Annotated in this window: 7 protein-coding genes; 6 read left to right on the forward strand and 1 reads right to left on the reverse strand. The window is 68.4% G+C overall.

Features of this window, described 5'->3' with window-relative positions:
- Positions 1–24 precede the first annotated feature (24 nt).
- Both OG225_RS38640 and OG225_RS38645 read left to right on the forward strand, forming a co-directional pair.
- On the forward strand, positions 25–960 hold the full coding sequence (locus OG225_RS38640; protein WP_405179584.1) for a methionyl-tRNA formyltransferase: 936 nt from the start codon (positions 25–27) through the stop codon (positions 958–960).
- Positions 961–1,029: 69 nt separating this feature from the next.
- Entirely contained in the window at positions 1,030–6,117 is a 5,088-nt protein-coding gene (locus OG225_RS38645) for an amino acid adenylation domain-containing protein (protein WP_405179585.1), read from the forward strand.
- A 70-nt stretch (positions 6,118–6,187) separates the two neighbouring features.
- On the opposite strand, the gene OG225_RS38650 is transcribed toward OG225_RS38645, so the two are convergent.
- The gene (locus OG225_RS38650; protein WP_405179586.1) at positions 6,188–7,165 is read right to left on the reverse strand and encodes an ABC transporter substrate-binding protein; all 978 of its coding nucleotides are present in this window, start codon (positions 7,163–7,165) and stop codon (positions 6,188–6,190) included.
- A 231-nt stretch (positions 7,166–7,396) separates the two neighbouring features.
- Between OG225_RS38650 and OG225_RS38655 the strand changes: the two genes are divergently transcribed.
- The 4 genes from OG225_RS38655 to nbtC all read left to right on the forward strand — a co-directional run bounded on the left by OG225_RS38655 (position 7,397) and on the right by nbtC (position 18,510).
- Positions 7,397–11,962 (forward strand): amino acid adenylation domain-containing protein, encoded by a 4,566-nt coding sequence (locus tag OG225_RS38655; RefSeq protein ID WP_405179587.1) that lies wholly within the window; start codon positions 7,397–7,399, stop codon positions 11,960–11,962.
- Between the two features lie 125 nt (positions 11,963–12,087).
- Complete coding sequence (locus OG225_RS38660) at positions 12,088–12,846, forward strand: thioesterase II family protein (protein WP_405183506.1); 759 nt, start codon at positions 12,088–12,090, stop codon at positions 12,844–12,846.
- Entirely contained in the window at positions 12,843–14,186 is a 1,344-nt protein-coding gene (locus OG225_RS38665; protein ID WP_405179588.1) for a polyketide synthase, read from the forward strand. Before OG225_RS38660 ends, OG225_RS38665 begins: the two co-directional genes overlap by 4 nt.
- Before the next feature lie 34 nt (positions 14,187–14,220).
- Positions 14,221–18,510: a nocobactin polyketide synthase NbtC gene (nbtC, locus tag OG225_RS38670; RefSeq protein WP_405183507.1), complete on the forward strand. Its 4,290-nt coding sequence runs from the start codon at positions 14,221–14,223 to the stop codon at positions 18,508–18,510.
- Positions 18,511–18,512 lie beyond the last annotated feature (2 nt).

Consider the following 18,512-nt stretch of genomic DNA (forward strand, 5'->3'; position numbering starts at 1 on the left):
TATTCGTGAGGGAAGGTTCATTTCATGCGTATCGTGTCGTTCGGATTCCAGACCTGGGGTCGTAAAACCTTGCAGGCCTTGATCGACTCGGAACATGAGGTGGTGCTCGCGGTGACCCACCCGGCGAGCGAGCAGTCCTACAAGGCGATCTTCTCGGATTCGGTCGAGGAACTGGCGCGCGAACACGGGATACCCGTGCACCTCACCGAACGCGCCGACGCGGAGACCATCGACCTGGTCAAGCGGGCCGAACCCGATGTCATCGTGGTGAACAGCTGGTACACGTGGATGCCCGCCGAACTGTACAACCTGCCCGCGCACGGCACCCTGAACCTGCACGACTCACTGCTTCCGCGGTTCACCGGCTTCTCCCCGGTGCTGTGGGCGTTGATCAGCGGCGCGTCCGAGACCGGTCTGACCGTGCATCGCATGGACGAGGGCCTCGACACCGGCGACATCATCGTGCAGCGCTCGATTCCCATCGGCCCCACCGACACCGGCACCGAACTCGTGCTGCGCGGCATGGAATTGATTCCGGACGCGATCAACGAGGCGCTGACCGCGCTGGACCAGGGCACCGCCGCGTGGCGGCCGCAGAACAGGGCCGAACGCACCTACTTCCACAAGCGTTCCGACCGCGACAGCCGGATCGACCTGACATGGTCGGCCCAGGATCTGGAGCGTTTCGTGCGCGCGCTGTCCGCGCCGTATCCGCGCGCGTTCAGCCATTACCGCGGCGAGCGTATCGAGGTGCTGTCCGCGCGGGTCTCCGAGGCGCGCTACGGCGGGACACCGGGGCGCGTCATCGTCCAAGAGGGCGGCGGCGCCGTGGTGACCGGAGTCGACGCGCAGCGCGGTGACAATCACGCGCTGGTGATCACCCGCGTGCGCGACGCCGACGGTGTCGAGCACGACGGAACCGCGTTCTTCGCGCGCGGTGGCTACCTCACCGATCAGTGACCTGATCGCCCTCACCGCATATCCGGCGCGTCCGGACATCAAGCCAGACAGACGATTCGAAGGACGAACATGGCAGACGACATTCTCGAGCGCCGCAAGCAGCTGTTGCAGAGACGCTTGCGCGAGCAGGGTGTGCAGGCGTCGCCCGAGAACCAGACCGCGCCGACCGTGCCCGCTCGCGTTCCGGGTGAGCCGAGCGCGCTCTCGGCCGCCCAACAGCGGATGTGGTTCGTGCAGCGGCTCGATCCGAGCGACACCACACTGAATGTCTGCGTCGCCTACCGGCTCGACGGAACCGTCGACCCGGACCGGCTGCGGGCCGCGTTCGCGACCATCGTGTCCAGGCACGAGGTCTTGCGCACGACCTATCACACGGGCGAGAGCGGCGAGCCGTACCAGATATCCCGCGACGACGTCGAGATCCCCTGGCAGCAGCACGATCTGACCGACCTGCCGGACAGTGTCCGCCAGCGTCGGGTCGAGGTGCTCGCGCGACGCGAATTCGCCCGCCCGTTCGCGCTGTCCTCCGATCTGCCGTTGCGTCCGACGCTGATCAGGACCGACGCCGAATCCTTCGTCCTGGTTCTGGTCGTCCACCACATCGGCTGGGACGACGACTCGTGGCCGGTCTTCTTCGCCGAACTCAACGCGGCCTATCGGGGTGAGGGCGTACTGCCCGAGATCCGCGCGCAGTACGTCGATGTCGAGGTACTCGGGCAGGCCGAGCGCGACGAGAGCGCCGGCCTGGAATTCTGGCGTTCCGCGCTGACCCCGCTGCCCGAGCGGCTGGAACTGCCGAGTCGCCGCACCGGTGGCACGGGTTCCAAGAGCGCCGATCATGTGGTTCGTGAACTGCCCGCAGAGTTGATGGCGCTGGTGGCCTCGACCGGTCGCGCGCATTCGGCGACCCCGTTCACGGTGCTGCTCGCCGGTTTCCAGGCGTTGATCCGGCGCTACACCGCCGCGACGGATTTCCTGGTCTCGATGCCAGTGGTCAACCGCCGTGACGCGAACGCGGAGGCGTTGATCGGATATTTCGGCAACACCGTGCTGGTGCGCGCGATGCCGGAGAGCGCCGACACCTTCGCCACGCTGCTCGAACAGACCAGGGACGCCGTCGTCGGCGCGTTCACCCACCAGGACATCGGCGTGGATCGCGTGATCCAGGCGGTGAGCCCGGAGCGGGTGGCGGGCAGTGACGCCATGTCGCAGCTGGTGCAGCTCAGCTTCACCGTTCGCGGCCAGGCAAACGGATTCGACCTGCCCGGAATCGAGGCCACCGAACTGCCGCTCGGCAGCGTCGTCTCCCAGGAGCCGCTCGGCTTGATGGTCGTCTCCGACGCCGCGGGCTCGCGGGTGGAGGCCACCTATCAGGTCGACGAACTGGAACAGTCGCTGGTCGCGCAGTTGCTCGACCACTACGTCCAGCTGCTCGACAGCGCGGTCCGGGATCCCGAACAGCGTCTGCGTGATCTGGATCTGCTCGGCGACGCCGACCGCGGGGAGTTGCTCGCGGTATCGCGCGGCACGCTCGTCGACGAGCGGCCGACCACCATGGTCGCCATGTTCGAACGTCAGGTCGACTCGACGCCCGATGCCGTCGCGATGGTGTCCGACCAGGTCGAACTGACCTATCGCGGGCTGAACCAGCGGGCGAACCGGTTGGCGCACTGGCTGATCGGCAACGGCGTCGGCCCCGAAGACCTCGTCGCGCTGCGCCTGGCCACCTCGGTCGAATTCGTCGTCGCGATCCTGGCGGTGCAGAAGGCCGGGGCCGCGTACCTGCCGATCGACCCGGCCTATCCGGCCGAGCGCACCGAGTACCTGCTCGAGGACGCCGACCCCAGGCTGACGCTGGACGAGGTGACGGTGGCCGCCGCCGAGGAGCAGGCCGCGACGCTGCCCGACCGCGATCCGGTCGACGCCGACCGCTCGGCGGCGCTGCACCCGTCGAATACCGCCTACGTCATCTACACCTCCGGTTCCACCGGTAAGCCGAAAGGTGTTCCCGTACCGCACGACGCGATCGCCGAACATCTGTCGGGTTTCAACGCGGAATGGGATCTCACCCCGCAGGACCGGGTGCTGCAATCGACCTCGGTCAGCTTCGACGCCTCCCTGCTCGATATCTTCGTCACCCTGACCGCGGGCGCGCGCGTGGTGATCCCGAAACCGAACGCCTACCGCGACATCCCCTACGTCGCCGATCTGGTCACCCGCCACGGCGTCACGGTGCTGCACATGGTGCCGTCCATGCTCGCCACCTTCCTGGTGCTGCCCGAGGTCAACGACTGGCGCACGCTGCGGCGCGTGCCCGTCGGCGGCGAGGCGCTCGCGGGTGAGGTGGCCGATCGTTTCGCCACCCAGTTCGACGCGGAACTGCGCAACCACTACGGCCCCACCGAGGCGGTGGTGTGTTCGGCGCACATGGAGGTCGACGGCCCGCAGGGCAACGGCATCGTGCCGATCGGACTGCCGAACCAGAACGTGTACCTCTACCTGCTCGATGACGCCTTGCAGTTGGTGCCGTCGGGTGTGGTCGGCGAGATCTACCTCGGTGGCCGTCAGCTGGCGCGCGGCTATCTGCATCGGCCCGGCCTGACCTCGGAGCGGTTCGTCGCCGATCCGTTCCTCGAAGGCGGGCGGCTGTACCGCACCGGTGACCTCGCCAGGCGCAATGCCGAGGGCGAGATCGAATTCATCGGCCGCGCCGACGAACAGGTCAAGGTTCGCGGACACCGGATCGAACTCGGCGAGGTCGAGGCCACCGTCACCGATCACCCGACGGTCGCGCACTGCGTGGTGATCGTCGCCGAGCACGAGATGCTCGGTCCGATCCTGGCCGCCTACGTCGTACCCGCCTCGGGCGCGGAGGTCGATCTCGACGAGATCCGCGCCCACGTGGCGACCACCCTGCCCGAGTACATGGTGCCTTCGGCCTTCGCCGTCATCGACGCGGTGCCGCTGACCGCGCACGGCAAACTGGACAAGCGCGCGCTGCCCGCCCCGGTATTCGCCGAGACCCGCGCCTACCGGGAACCGCAGACCCCCACCGAGGTCCGTATCGCCGGACTGTTCGCCACGCTGTTCACCCGTGAGCGGGTCGGCGCGGACGACTCGTTCTTCGAACTGGGCGGGCATTCGCTGCTCGCGGCTCGGCTGATCACCATGATCCGCGCCGAATTCGGCATCGAGATCGATATGCGGGTGCCGTTCGACAAGCCGACGGTGACCGCGCTTGCGGCCCACCTGGTCGCCGCGTTCCGCGACGAATTCGATATCGACCTCGACGAGATCGACGGTTTCGAGACCGGTGGTTTCGAGACAGAAGAACAGCCGAGCGAGCCCGCGCCGGTCACCGAATCACGGGCCGCGAAGCCCGCGTTGGCGCGCCGTGATCGTCCGGAACATGTCCCGCTGTCCTACTCCCAGCGCGTCTACTGGCTGCAACGGCGGCTGGAGGGCGCGATCGACGGCGAGAACGTCAGCTACCCGGTGCGTTTCGACGGACCGTTCGACGTGGACGTGTTGCGCGCCGCCATCGACGACGTGGTGGCCAGGCACGAGTCCCTGCGCACCACGTTCCCCGAGCACGACGGCACACCCTACCAGGCGATCGCCCCCGCCGGACCGGTGCCGGTTCCGCTGGTGCGGATCGGTGACGCCGCCGATGTCGACGCCAGGCTGGACGCCGAACTCGCGGCGGACTGGGACTACGTGTTCGATCTCGCGGCCGAGCCGATGGTGCGGTTCCGTCTGCTCGAACTCGCCCCGGACAAGCATGTGCTGTCCATCCTGATGCACCACATCATCGCGGATATGCGCTCCTGCCAGATCTTCCTCGACGATCTCACCGTCGCCTACCGGGCCCGGCTGTCGGGCGCGGCGCCCGGCTGGTCCGAATTGCCGATCCAGTTCGCCGATTTCGCGATCTGGCAGCGTGAGATCTTCGACCGAGGGGCGGGCCGCGAGGTCAGTCCGTACGGTCGGGCGCAGTTGGACTACTGGCGCGACACCCTCGCCGGACTGCCCGACGAGATCTGCGTCGCCCACGACCATCCGCGTCCGCAGGTGCTGGGCCGCAACGGTTTCAGCGCGGCGCGCGTGGTGCCCGCCGCGACCTGGAACGCGCTGCGGGCCAGGGCCGACGAGGTCGGCGCGACCGAATTCATGCTCTGCCAGGCGGTCAGCGCGGCCGTGGTGAACGTGCTCGGCGGCGGCGAGGACGTCGCGATCGGCGCGGCGGTCGCCAACCGCATCGGCCAGACCACCGACGAACTCGTCGGCCTGTTCGCCAATGTGGTGGTGATGCGCCACAACGTCTCGGGGAATCCGACTCCGCGCGGCATGTTGGAGCGCACGCGCAACGCGGCGCTCGACGCGATCAGCCACCAGGGTGTGCCCTTCGAGCGGCTGGTCGAGACGCTGAATCCGGCACGCTCGCTGTCGCGTAATCCGTTGTTCCAGGTCATGATGCACTTCCGGCATCGGCCGACCACGGTCCCGTTCACCGAGGACGGCTCGACCACGCTCAGCGGTATCGCGGGCTACTACGACGTCTCCTTCATGGACTTCCACCTGGACTACTCGGTGGAGACCAACGGCGACCTGATGGCGCGCGTCGTGGTGAATCCGGATCTGTACAACGCCGAGACCGGCCAGATCTTCGCCGATGTGCTGGTGGGTGTGCTCGAGGCCTTCGCCGAACAGCCGGACCGCGTCGTCGGCGAACTCGACGTGCTGCCGCAGGGGTGGGACACCGGCCGTTCGGTGATCCGCTACGCGGCCGCGGCTGTCGAAGGGGAAACCGGTTATGTCGCACCGCGAACCGACACCGAGCGCACCCTGGCCTCCATCCTCGAGGAATTGCTCGAGATCGACGAGGTCGGCCGCGAGGACGGTTTCTTCGGCTTGGGCGGTGACAGCGTCATCGCGATCAAGTGGGCGGCCCGCGCGGCCGAGGCGGATCTGCCGCTGAGCCCGCAGATGGTGTTCGAGTACTTCACGATCGCGGATCTGGCCGCCGCCGTGGACGAGGCGATCGCCAACCCGCCCGAGGTGACCGCCGAGGAGCAGGAGACCGCGCCGATGTCGGCGTCGGGCCTGGACGCGAACGCGCTCGCCGCGCTCCAGAGTTCGTGGGCCTCGCAGGGCTGATCACCGCGTAGGAACGACACCGCCCCGGTCACCCGAGCGAATCGGGTGACCGGGGCGGTCGTGTTCCGGACTACTTGGAGATGCTGACCAGCGCGGGTGTCAGCTTGTCCAGGATGTACGGGATCGACTGCACGGTCGGCTGATTGACCGCGGTGATCTCCTGGGTGCTCAGGAAGACGACCCCGCCCTTGCGGACCGAGGGCAGGTCCGAGTACCCGGGCAGTTCGCGGTATTTGCTCTCCATACCCGGGGTGTATCCGGCGAGCAGCAGATCCGAGGTCAGTTCGTCGAGACGTTCCGGCGAGAGCGAGACGCGGCCCTGGCTGGACGGCATATCGATGAGGTTCTGCGGGATTCCGAGGCCGAGCTGTCCGAAAACCTTGCCGGAACCGTCGTTCGGGTCGGTCAGCACCATGAGCTGGCTCGGGCCGCCGAGCCAGGTGCTGGCGAAGGTCTTACCCTTCAGGCCGGGATTGGCCTGGGTGATGGCGGTGATCTTGGAGTCGACGCCCGCGATGAGGGCGGTGGCGGCGTCTTCCTTGTGCAGTATCTTGCCGAGCGTGGTCACCAGTTCCTGCCAGGGGGAGACGATCTCCTTGCTCAGGCCGGGCAGGGTCGGCGCGATCTTGGAGAACGCGTCGTAGCGCGGCTGATCGGCGATGAAGGTGTCGGCCAGGATCAGATCCGGCTCCAGCGCGGCGACCTGTTCGGGGATATTGCCGGTGGCCTCGATCTGTTTCGCCGACGGCGCGATCGGGCCCTGCCACGGCGGTGTGCTCTTGGACAGCACCGCGACGTTGTCGAGATATCCGACCGGGGTCACACCGAGTGCCAACGCGGTGTCCAGCCACTGATTGCCGAGGACCACGATCCGCTCCGGGGTCCCGTCGATCGTGGTCTCGCCACGGGCGTGCTGGATCGTGAGGGAGTCGCCGCCGCCCGCGGAGGCCTCGTCGGATCCGCATGCCGCCAGGCCGAATGCCATGGCACCCGCGAGTACAGCGCCCGCCACGCGGGCCCAGATGCTGTATGTTCGCCCGGATTTCATTGTTGAACCTCCATCGTCGGGTTGAGCCCTGACCCGGGTTGCCGAGTCGTCCCATGCGGTAGACGACCTACCTACGTTTCCGTGCGGCATCGCCGTGTCGGTTGCGCGGGGCTCATCGATCATCGCATTAGGTTAGCCAAACCACATGTGTATATCTCCGCGTCGGTCTCGGCTACCATCACATGAGTTAGGCAAGCCTACCTTTTGGTGGCGGCGATCAGGAGAGCGGTAATGAGTGAGGCCATGGCGGAGATCGAGGACGTACTGGCGCTCAGCCCCTTGCAGGAGGGCCTTTTCTCGCTGTCCCAGCTGACCGGCGACGGCCAGGACGTCTACACGATTCCGTTCGTGGTCGATATCGACGGCCCGCTCGACGCGGAACTGCTGCGCGGTTGCCTGGAGACGCTGCTGCGCCGCCACCCCAACCTGCGCGCGGTGTTCTGGGATCGCGACGTGCCCAAACCCGTTCAGATCGTGCCGCGCCGGGTCGAACTACCGTGGACCGTGCGCGCCGCAGTGCCCGACGAGTTGGACGCGGTCGAGGCGGAGGAACTGAGCCGCCCGTTCGACCTCGCCAGGGGACCGTCGCTGCGGGCAACGCTGCTGACGCTGCCGCCCGCCGAGGACGGCACCGCGCGATGGCGGCTGATCATGACGATCCACCACATCCTGATGGACGGCTGGTCGCTCGGCGTGATGTTCGGCGAACTCCGCGCGCTGTACCAGGCGGGCGGCGCGGCGGACGCGCTGCCGCCGGTGCGGCCGTACCGCGACTACATCGGCTGGCTCGGCGCCAAGGACATGTCGGCGGCACAGCGCTGGTGGGCCGAGCAATTGGGCGATCTGAGCGGACCGTTGATGATCGCCGACGGCGGCACCAGCATGGGAATCGCCAGGGGCGCGTCGACCGAGATCGCCGAGGTCACCCGATTCGTCCTGTCCGCGCGGGAAACCGCCCGCCTGCGCGTCTGGGCGCGACAGCACGGACTGACGCTGAATTCGACGGTGCAGTTCGCCTGGACGATTCTGCTGTCGCGGCTCACCGACCGCGGCGACGTCGTCTACGGCACCATCGTCACCGGCCGCCCCGAGCAGATCTCGGGCGTCGAGCGGATGATCGGCCTGTTCCTGAACACCATCCCCGTGGTGTTCGGAGTCGATCCGTCCGCTTCGGTGGCCGCCGAAGCCGCTCGGCTACAGCGCGAATCGGCCGCCATGCGCGACGTCGGATATCTGAGTCTGTCCTCGGTGCAGCGCGCGGCGGGATACAGCTCGCTGTTCGACACCATGTTCGTCTTCCAGAACGCGCCCATGGACGACGCGGTCGGGGCGAATACCGTCGCCGGGGTCACCTTCCGGCCCATGATGGCCAAGAATCTGACGCACTATCCGCTGACCGTCGTCGCGCACGTGCACGAGGACGAACTGGCCGTCGTGGTCGAGGCGATGCGGGAATCGGTGCCCTACCTGCCCGACGACATCGGCGCGGCCATGCTCGCCGTGTTGCGTCGCCTGCCGGACTCGGGCGAACTGCCCACCGAGGACCTCGACGTGCTGCCCGACGCCGCGCGCGCCGAAGCCCGGCTGTTCGACACCACCGCCGAGGTGCCGAGGGATCACGACGCGACGATCTTCGAGCTGTTCGAACGCCAGGTCGCCGCGACGCCCGACGCCGTCGCCCTCACCACCGACACCGTGCGACTGACCTACCGTGAACTGTCCGAGCGGGCACGGGAACTCGCCGGTGTGCTGCTCGCGCGCGGTATCGAACCCGAAGACGTCGTCGCGATCTCGCTGCCGCGCGACGAGCGCGCGATCGTCTCCGTCCTCGGCGTGCTCGCCGCGGGGGCCGCCTACGTGCCGGTGGATACCGCGCTGCCCGCCGCCCGCGTCGAATCGATTCTTCGACAGGCGCGGCCGAAACTGGTGCTGGTCTGCGACGGATACGGCGCGGAACTCGACCGGGCCCTCGTGCTCGACCTCGATGATCTCGCCCCGTCCGCGCGGCGGGCCGAATTGCCCGTGATCGCGCGGAATCCGGCGCACAGCGCCTACATCATCTTCACCTCGGGATCGACGGGCGAACCCAAGGGCGTGGTGAACTCGCACTCGGCCGTCGTCGCGTATGCCGCCGATCACCGGGAACGGGTGTACCGGCCCGCGCGCGCCAGGCTGGGACGGCCGCTGCGGATCGCGCACGCCTGGTCGCTGAGTTTCGACGCGTCCTGGCAGCCGATGGTCGGCCTGCTCGACGGCCACGCCGTCCACCTGTTCGACGACGCCGCCATGCGCGACGCGCGACGCCTGGTCGACGGGATGGCCGAGCACGGCATCGACATGATCGACACGACGCCGTCGATGTTCCGGCAGCTGGCCGCGGCGGGCCTGCTCGACGGTCCGCCCGCTGTGCTCGCTCTCGGCGGCGAGGCCATCGACACCCAGCTGTGGAGCCGACTGCGCGCGCTGCCGAATGTCGCCGTGCACAACTGCTACGGCCCGACCGAGACGACCGTCGAAGCGGTCGTCGCCGATGTCACCGCACCGGGGGCGACCGGCCTCGAGGTGCCGACGATCGGCGGGCCCACCGCGGGAACGTCGGCGTACGTGCTGGATTCGCGGCTGCGCCCGGCGCCGGTCGGCGTGGTCGGGGAGTTGTATCTCGCCGGTCCGCAGCTGGCGCGCGGTTACGTCGGACGCCCGGCGGGTACCGCTGGCCGGTTCGTGGCCGACCCGTTCGCGGGCGGACGGCGCATGTACCGCACCGGTGATCTGGTGCGCCGACTGCCCGGCGGCAATATCGCCTACCTCGGCCGCGCCGACGATCAGGTGAAGATCCGCGGCTATCGCATCGAGATCGGCGAGGTCGAGACGGCCCTGCGGACAGTGCCCGCGATCGCGGGCGCGGCGGCGACGGTGGTGCGACGCGGCGACGCGGTGACCCTGGTCGGATTCGTGGTGTGCGCGCCCGGCAGCGCCGCCGATCCGGTCGCCGTGCGTTCGGCGCTGGCCGATCGTCTGCCCGCCTACATGATTCCCGCGCGGCTAGTGGTCCTGGAACGGCTCCCGGTGAACGCCAACGGCAAACTCGATGTGCGCGAACTCGCCGTGCTCGCCGAACGCTCGCTCGCCGGTGACGGTTCGGGTTCGGCCGCGGAACCCGAGACCGAGACCGAGACCGCCCTGACCACCGTGCTCACCGAGGTCTTCGACGGACGCACCCCCGGCGTCGAGGACGATTTCTTCGCACTCGGCATGGACAGCATCGTGGCGATCTCGCTGGTCAACAAGGCACGGCGGCACGGCATCGCGATCGACGTGCGCATGGTGCTCGCCGCCCCGACCATCCGTGATCTGGCCGCCGCAGTCGACAGCCGGGTCACCGCGCTGGCGGCGCGGGTCGCGAGCGCCGAGGACTACGGTCCGGTTCTGCCGCTGCCGATCGTCTCCTGGATGCGTCGTCAGCCCCACTTCCGCAGGCTGGCCCAGCACCTGTTGCTCACCCTGCCCGAGGCGATGTCGGCGGGCGATCTCGAAGCCGTGTTGCAGGCCGTGCTCGACGGGCACGACACCCTGCGCTCCCGGCTCGACGACACCGACGACGGTCCGCGTCTGGTCACCCGCGAACCCGGTGCGGTCTCGGCCGCCGATATCCTCACCCGAGTCGAATTCGACGGCCCCGCGGATACTTTCGCCGAGGTGCTGGCCTCGGCCGGGCGGTCCGCGCTGGATGGGCTCGACCCCGCCGCCGCGGAGATGGTGCGGGCGGTGTGGTTCCGGGGCGCGCCCGGCGGCGACATCCTGCTGCTGGCGATCCACCATCTCGCGGTGGATGTGGTGTCCTGGGGCATCCTCACGGCCGATCTGGCCGCGGCGTGGGATCAGGTCGTGGCGGGCGCGGTCCCCAAGGCCATGGCCGAACCGACGTCCTACCGGCAGTGGTGTCAGCTGATGTGGGATCGGGCCGGACAGCCCGAGGTGCTCGCCCAGCGCGACTACTGGGTCGAGCAGGTCGACGGCCCCGATCCCGCGGTCGGACAGCGCGTTCCCGCGCGGACCGACACCTGGTCCTCGTTGCGTCTCACCCCGACCGAGATCCCCTCGGCGACCACCGCGCGCATCACCAGGGCGCTGAACAGGTCCGACGGCGTGCGGGAATTCCTGCTGGCGGCGTTGACGATGACACTGGTCTCGTGGCGTCGCGAACGCGGCCAGGTCCACGACGGCGGTGCGCTGATCGGGTTGGAGAGCCACGGCAGGGCCGACGCCGTCGTCGGTGCCGACACCTCGGGCACCGTCGGCTGGTTCTCGGCCACCTATCCGGTCCGGCTCGGCGCGGGTGCGGCGGCCGTCGACGTGGACCGGGCCGAGGCCGATCCGGCGCTGGCCCGCAAGCTGCTGGATTCCGTTGTCGCCCACATCGCCTCGGTGCCCGAACAGGGTCTCGACTACGGGTTGTTGCACTCGGTGCTCGGCGTTCCCGAACTGACCGGTACCAAGGAACCGCAGGTCGAATTCAACTATCTCGGCCGGGTCGATCTCGGCGGCGGTACCGACCGGACCTGGTCGATGATCACCGATCCGGCACTCACGCAGGCGATGCCGATCGCGCCGGAACCCGATCTGCCGCTGCGCTATTCGCTCGGTCTGCTCGCCGCCGTGCACAACGCCGAGGACGGTCCGAGGCTGATGATCACGTGGCGCTGGAGCACCGAATTGTTCACCGAGCACGAGATCGACCGCGTGTCCGCGCTCTGGAGTCGGAGCGTGGCGGCGCTGGCGGAAGCACTCGAACACTGAAGTTAGGTTATGATACCCTTACCTTGCGCAGGGCCGGGATCTGCTGCGGTGAAACATGTATCGAACGGTTCGCGGATTTGCTTCCGCTGTAGTTGTCGGCGGGAGTTTCGAAAGTGGGTAGCACTATGCAGCACAAACCGGGATGGATCAGGAAGTTCCACAAACCGGATTCGCCCGAGCGGCTGCCGCTGTTGATCTTTCCGCACGCGGGCGCGTCGGCGTCGGCGTACCGGACGATCTCCAAAGCGCTCAGTGCGCACTTCGACGTCATCATCTTCCAATATCCCGGACGTCAGGATCGTGCGAGCGAACCCGCGTTGACCTCGCTGCCGGATATCGCCGCGGGCGCTTTCGCGGAATTCCGGCTCTCCCCGTACAACCGCGACGTACCGATCATCGCGTTCGGGCACAGCATGGGCGCGCTGGTGTCCTTCGAATTCGTCCGACTCGCGCTCGCCGCCGGTGTGGACGTGCGGCAGCTGACGATCTCGGCGGCGGTGGCGCCCTCGCGTGCCGAATATCGCAAGCCGACACCGGAAGACGACGACGAACTGCTCGACCATCTCGTCATGCTCGAGGGCATCAGTTCCGATGTCCTGGCCAGCCGCGAGATCATGCGTCTGTCCCTGCCCGCCATCAAGGCCGACCATCGGGCGTCGGAGTCCTACCGATGCCCCGAGACGGTGCGCGTCGGCACCAGGATCCACGCCATCGGCGGTGATCGGGACCCCATCGTCTCGATGGCCGACCTGCACGGCTGGCACCGCCACGGCGACGACGTCGAGATCACGATGTTCGACGGCGGCCATTTCTATCTGAACAACCACGTCGACGCCATCACGGAGTTGCTCGCCGAACAGGCGCGCCCCGGATCGCCGGTATGAACTCGAGAGGATCAGCGGTGACAGCAGCAACGGCGTCCGACGTCGATCACATCGTCATTTCCGGTATGGCCATCGAGGCGCCCGGCGGAGTCGACAGCCCGGGATCGTATTGGTCCGCACTGGAGGCGTCGAAGGAATTGATCGGGCCGTTCCCGCGTGACCGCGGTTGGCCGGTCGACGACCTGCTCTCGGTCTCGGAGTTGGAGGGCTGGAGTCACGTCAGCGACGCGGGCGGATTCCTCGCCGACGCCGCAGAATTCGATCCGTCCTTCTTCGGCATCAACCGGCGCGAGGCACTCGCGACCGATCCGCAGCAGCGGGTGGCGTTGCGCGTCGCCTGGCGCGCACTGGAGAATTCGGGAATCAATCCCGGCGCGCTCGCCGGTGAGGACGCGGGCTGTTTCATCGGCTGCTCGCCGATGGAATACGGCCCGCCGGCCTCGGAAGTGAACGAATACAACGGTCTTCGGACCATCGGCTACGGACTGCTCAGCGTCGCGGGCCGGGTGTCGCACTGTCTCGGGCTGACGGGTCCGTCGATGACCGTCGACTCGGCCTGCGCCTCGTCGCTGACCGCCGTCCACCTCGCCGCCGCCGCCGTGCGCGACGGCGATTGCGAATGGGCTCTGGCCGGTGCGGTCTGCGTCATGGGCTCGCCGATGGCCTACTACGAATTCGCCAAGGCCAACGCGCTGTCGACCGACGGTCACTGCCGGTCCTATTCCGACGACGCCACCGGAACCCTGTGGGGCGAAGGCGCGGGCATCGTCATCGTCGAACGCGAATCGCGGGCGAAACGACTCGGTCACCGGATCCACGGCCGCATCCTCGCGTCCAATCACAATCACAACGGCAAGGGCAAACCGATCCTGGCGCCGCGCACCGACGCCCAGGAACGGCTGATCCGCAAGACCCTCGACAAATCGGGTATCGATCCGGCGCTCGTCGGCATGATCGAGGGCCACGGCACCGCCACCCGCGCGGGCGACCCGGTCGAATTGGTCGCACTCCAGAACACCTACGGCACGGCGGGTTCGGAACCGCTGCTCGGTTCGGTGAAATCGAACGCCGGTCACGCCCAGGCGGCGGCGGGCATGCTCGGTCTGGTCAAACTCCTGCTCGCGGGCAGGCACGGCATGATTCCGCCGACCCTGTTCTCCGACAATCCCACCACCCGGGTGGATTGGGACCGGTCGAGTCTGCGGCTGGCCACGAAACTTCAGCCATGGGAACCGACGAACGGCGTGCGCTACGGCGCGGTGTCCTCGTTCGGCGCCGGGGGATCCAACGCGCACGCCATCATCGCGATGCCCGTTTGTGAGGAGAACGACGATTTCTAGTTATCGACTTCCCGGCGGTTCGATTCCGGTCCTGCTGTCCGCGGATACGCCCGCCACGCTGCGCGAAGAAGCCGCGGCCATCCTCGCCTACGTCTCCGATCGCCCGAAACTCGGCCCGGATCGGGTGGCGGACATGCTGTTGCGCACCAGGGTCGCCCGGCGGTACCGCGCCCTGCTGATGGTGAACGACCGCGCCGAACTCGACGCGGCGCTGACCGCCGTGCGCGACGGATACGACCATCCGGCCGTGGTCGCGGGCGCCGAACCCGCCGCCGCGCGTCGGCTCGCGTACGTGCTGCCCGGTCAGGGCACCCAGCGCCCGGGTATGGGCACACTCTTCTACGATCTGGTCCCCGCCTTCCGCGCCGAGGCCGACCGCTGCGACGCGATCTTCCGCGACCTGTTCGGTGAATCCCCGCTGCCGTATCTGCTCGACCCCGACGCCGAAGCCGATGACAACGCGCAGATCGTGCAGCCCGCGCTGTTCGTGCAGATGGTCGCGCTCGGCGCGATGTGGCGTTCGGTCGGTGTGGAAGCCCAGGCCACCGTCGGGCACAGCCAGGGCGAGATCGCGGCGGCGTACCTGTCCGGCGCGATGAGCCTGGCCGACGCGATCGTCGTCGTCGGCACCAGGGCCCGCGCGGTCGACAAGATCGCCTCGGACCGGTACGCGATGGCCGTCGTCGCGGCCGACCGTGACGAATGCGAGGAAGTGCTCGCGCGCGAATCCGGTTGGGCGCAGGTCTCGGTGGTCAACTCACCGCGCCAGGTCGGCATCTCCGGCGATCGCGACACCGTGCAGAGCGTGGTGGACGTCCTCGCCGAACGCGGCCGGTTCGCCCGGGTGATCAAGGTGCGCTACCCGGCGCATACCCATCTGCTCAACGAATTCCGCGACGTCATCCGTGACGCCGTGCACAGCAGGCTGGAGAACGAGCGCTTCCTCGACAGCGAGATCGATTGCCTCGGCGCGACTCTCGGTGACGCGATCACCGCCGATCTGCCGGTCGACGAGTACTGGTTCTGGAATCTGCGCAATCCGGTCCGCTTCGACCGGGCCGTCGCCGCCGCCGTCGCGCGGGAGGTCGACACCTTCGTCGAACTCGCCGAACATCCGACACTGCAACTGGCCGTGGAGGAAAGCCTCGCCACGTTCGCGAGCGATCGCGCCACCCTGGTGAGCGGCACGTCGAGCCGCACCGCGACCGATCTGAGGGTTTTCACCCGCAATCTCGCGGTACTTGCCGTCAACGACCTGAACTACCGGTGGGACAGTCTGCGCGTCGAATCCGATGCCCCGGTCCCGCTGCCGCTGCTCGATTTCCCGAATGTGCGGATGAACGAGATGACGTTGTGGCTCGCCCACGACGTGCACCGCGGCAACGCCGGGGCCCGCGCGAACGGCGCGGCCAGGGCACAGGCCGCGCCGGTGCGGCCGGAACCGGTCGAGGTGGTCCGGACAGGTCCGGCGCCGCGACTGCTCGTCGAGAACTGGGCCAGGCTGGTGCGGCGTTCGATGACCGCGCCCCGCGCGCTCGGGATCGTCGATCACACCGGTGAGAGCGCCGAATTGGCCGCGGCACTGGTCGAATACGCGACGAATCAGGGTTTGGGCGGTCGTCTGCTCGATACCGAGGCGGGTATCGGCGACGGTGGTATCGACACCGTGGTGGTGCTGCTGCCCGCCATGCCCGAGGTGGATGTGACCGCCGCCATCGCGGAGACCGCGGCATTCTTCGGCGCGCGACGCTGGCTGTTCAAACCCGAGGCGGCCGTCACCGAATACTGGCTCCTCACGGTCGGCGGCGAGGCCGTCGTTCCCGAGGACGCGTCGCCGAATCCGGTACACGCCGCGGTGGCGGCCGGATTCCGTTCGGCGGGCGCGGAATATCCGGGGGTCGCCTTCCGGCATCTGGATCTCGCACCGGGACAATCCGATGCGGCCGCCGTGACCTCGATCATCACCGCGCTGCACACGGCCGACGAGCCGGAACTGGCGCTGCGCGAGGGCAATCTGTACGCCAAGCGGCTCGTCGAGGCCGATCGGTCGGACTCGATCGGTCCGGTCACGGCGGAGAACGTCGTCATCACCGGCGGCACCGGAAGCCTGGGCCTCGAGTTCTGCGAACACGCGGTGCGCTCCGGCGCGCGGCGCGTCACCCTGGTCAGCCGGTCGGGGGAGACCGAGGCGGTCGCGGGGCGGCTGCGTACGCTTCGCGCGCTCGGCTCGGCCGAGATCGGCGTCGTCGCCTGCGATATCGGTGACAGCGCGTCGGTCGCGCTGCTGGCCGACCGGCTCCGCGACACGCCCGCGCAACTCGTCATCCACGCGGCGGCCGACAATTCGGCGATCGGGGAACTCGAACTCACCGAGATCACCCACGGGCAGGTCGGACAGGCCCTGTCCGGCAAGGTCGCCGGTATCGCGAACGTGCTGGATGCCGTGAACCTGTCCGCCGACTGCCGGATCGTGCTGTGCTCGTCGCTGGCCGCCACGCTCGGCGGACGCGGCACCGTTGTCTACGCCGCCGCCAATCGGATGGTCGACGCGTTCGCGCGTCAGCGCCGGGACGACGGTCTGGACTGCGTCTCGGTGCAGTGGGGTCAGTGGTCGGTCTTCGAAGGTCGCGGCAACGGCGATATCGCGCGACTGGCCGAGGTCGGCTACCTGCCGATGGCGTCGGCGGACGCGATCGCGCTCGGTCTCGGCGGGCTGCCGGGCAACGCGGTCGTGGCCGCCTTCGACTGGGATCGCGGGCGCACCGTATTCGGCGCCTTCGGCTACGGCCCCCTGCTGTCCGGACTCCAGACGCCCGTCGTCGCGGCGGCCCCGGCACCGGCGCTCACCGCCGCGGCTCCGGCCGCGGTGGGCGGCGATGTGTCGGCGCGCGTGACCCGGCTGCTGGCCGAGATCATCGGCGCCGACGATATCGACACCATCGACGCCACCAAGCCGCTGGTCGCCATCGGACTGGATTCGTTGCAAGCCCTCGAACTGCGCAGGCGGGTCAAGAGCGCGTTCGGCACCGATCTGCCCGTGGCCGATCTCATCGGCGGAGCCTCGCTCGCCGACGTGGTGCGCCTCGTCGACACCGAGCACGGTGGTGCCGCGCCGGAAGCCGTCGAAGCGGTTGTCGCGCCGCTGACACGTTCGGCGCCGGTCGTGGAAACCCTGCCGTCGGGTGCGGTGCTGAGCGCCACGGAACGGATCGCAAGGGCGAAACTCGCTGCTCAGCATGCGGTTCCGAGCGATTTCGACGCACAGCGATTCGCATCGGCGCGCGCGGATATCGACCTGTACGGCCTCGGTGCGATGCTGGCGGCAGTGCGGCCCGCGTTGTCCGACAGCGAGATTCGCACCGTCGACGATATCGCCGAGCGCATGGAATTCGCGCCGCGCCACCGCTGGCTGCTGCGGCAGTGGCTACAGGCCCTCGGCGCGCACGGCAGCGTCGACGGCGACGTGGACAACGGTTTCCGCTTCGTACGCGCGGTGCGGTCGCCGATCCGGCCCGACCTGGTCGAGGTGTGTGCCGATCTCGGCTACTCGCGTCCTCTCGCGACCTTCCTCCAGGCTTCCGACGATCACCTGACCGAACTCGCCGCCGACACCATGCGCTTGCAGGAGTTGTTGTTCCCCAACGGGGATATGACCACCGCCGAGGCCGCCTACCGCGACAACCTCAGCAGCCGCTACCTGAATCTGGCCGCGGGCCGGGCGGTCGCGGACCTGGTCGACGGCCTGCGCGGTGACCGATCGCCGGTGCGCGTCCTGGAACTGGGCGCGGGCATCGGCGGCACCACCGACGACGTCACCGCGGCGCTGTCCGGGCTGCCGGTCGAATACCACTTCACCGATGTGTCCACGTTCTTCCTCGAGGCCGCCAAGGCCCGGTTCGCCGACTATCCGTGGATGCGTTACGGACTCGTCGACATGAACGCGGATCTGGCGAAGCAGCCGCGCTACGACATCGTGATCGCCGCCAACGTGCTGCACAACGCCTTCGACATCGGGGTGACCCTCGGGCAATTGCACGATCTGCTGAATCCCGGTGGCGCGGTGGTGATCATCGAGACCTGCCACGCGCATTGCGAACAGCTGACCTCGGTGCACTTCCTGATGTCGCCCGCCCAGGATCAGCCGCACGCGGGTCTGGCCGACGTGCGCGCGGGTACGGACCGGATCTTCCTGACCGAACAGGAATGGCGCGAGCAACTGGTGGCGGCGGGGCTGCACCCGGAACTCGTCCTTCCCGAGGGCGACCATCCGGTGGCCCTGCTGGATCAGCGAGTATTCATCGGCGTACGCGGCCGAGGGGAGTGAAT

Source organism: Nocardia sp. NBC_01377 (assembly GCF_045040005.1).
Classification (GTDB): Bacteria; Actinomycetota; Actinomycetes; order Mycobacteriales; family Mycobacteriaceae; genus Nocardia; species Nocardia noduli.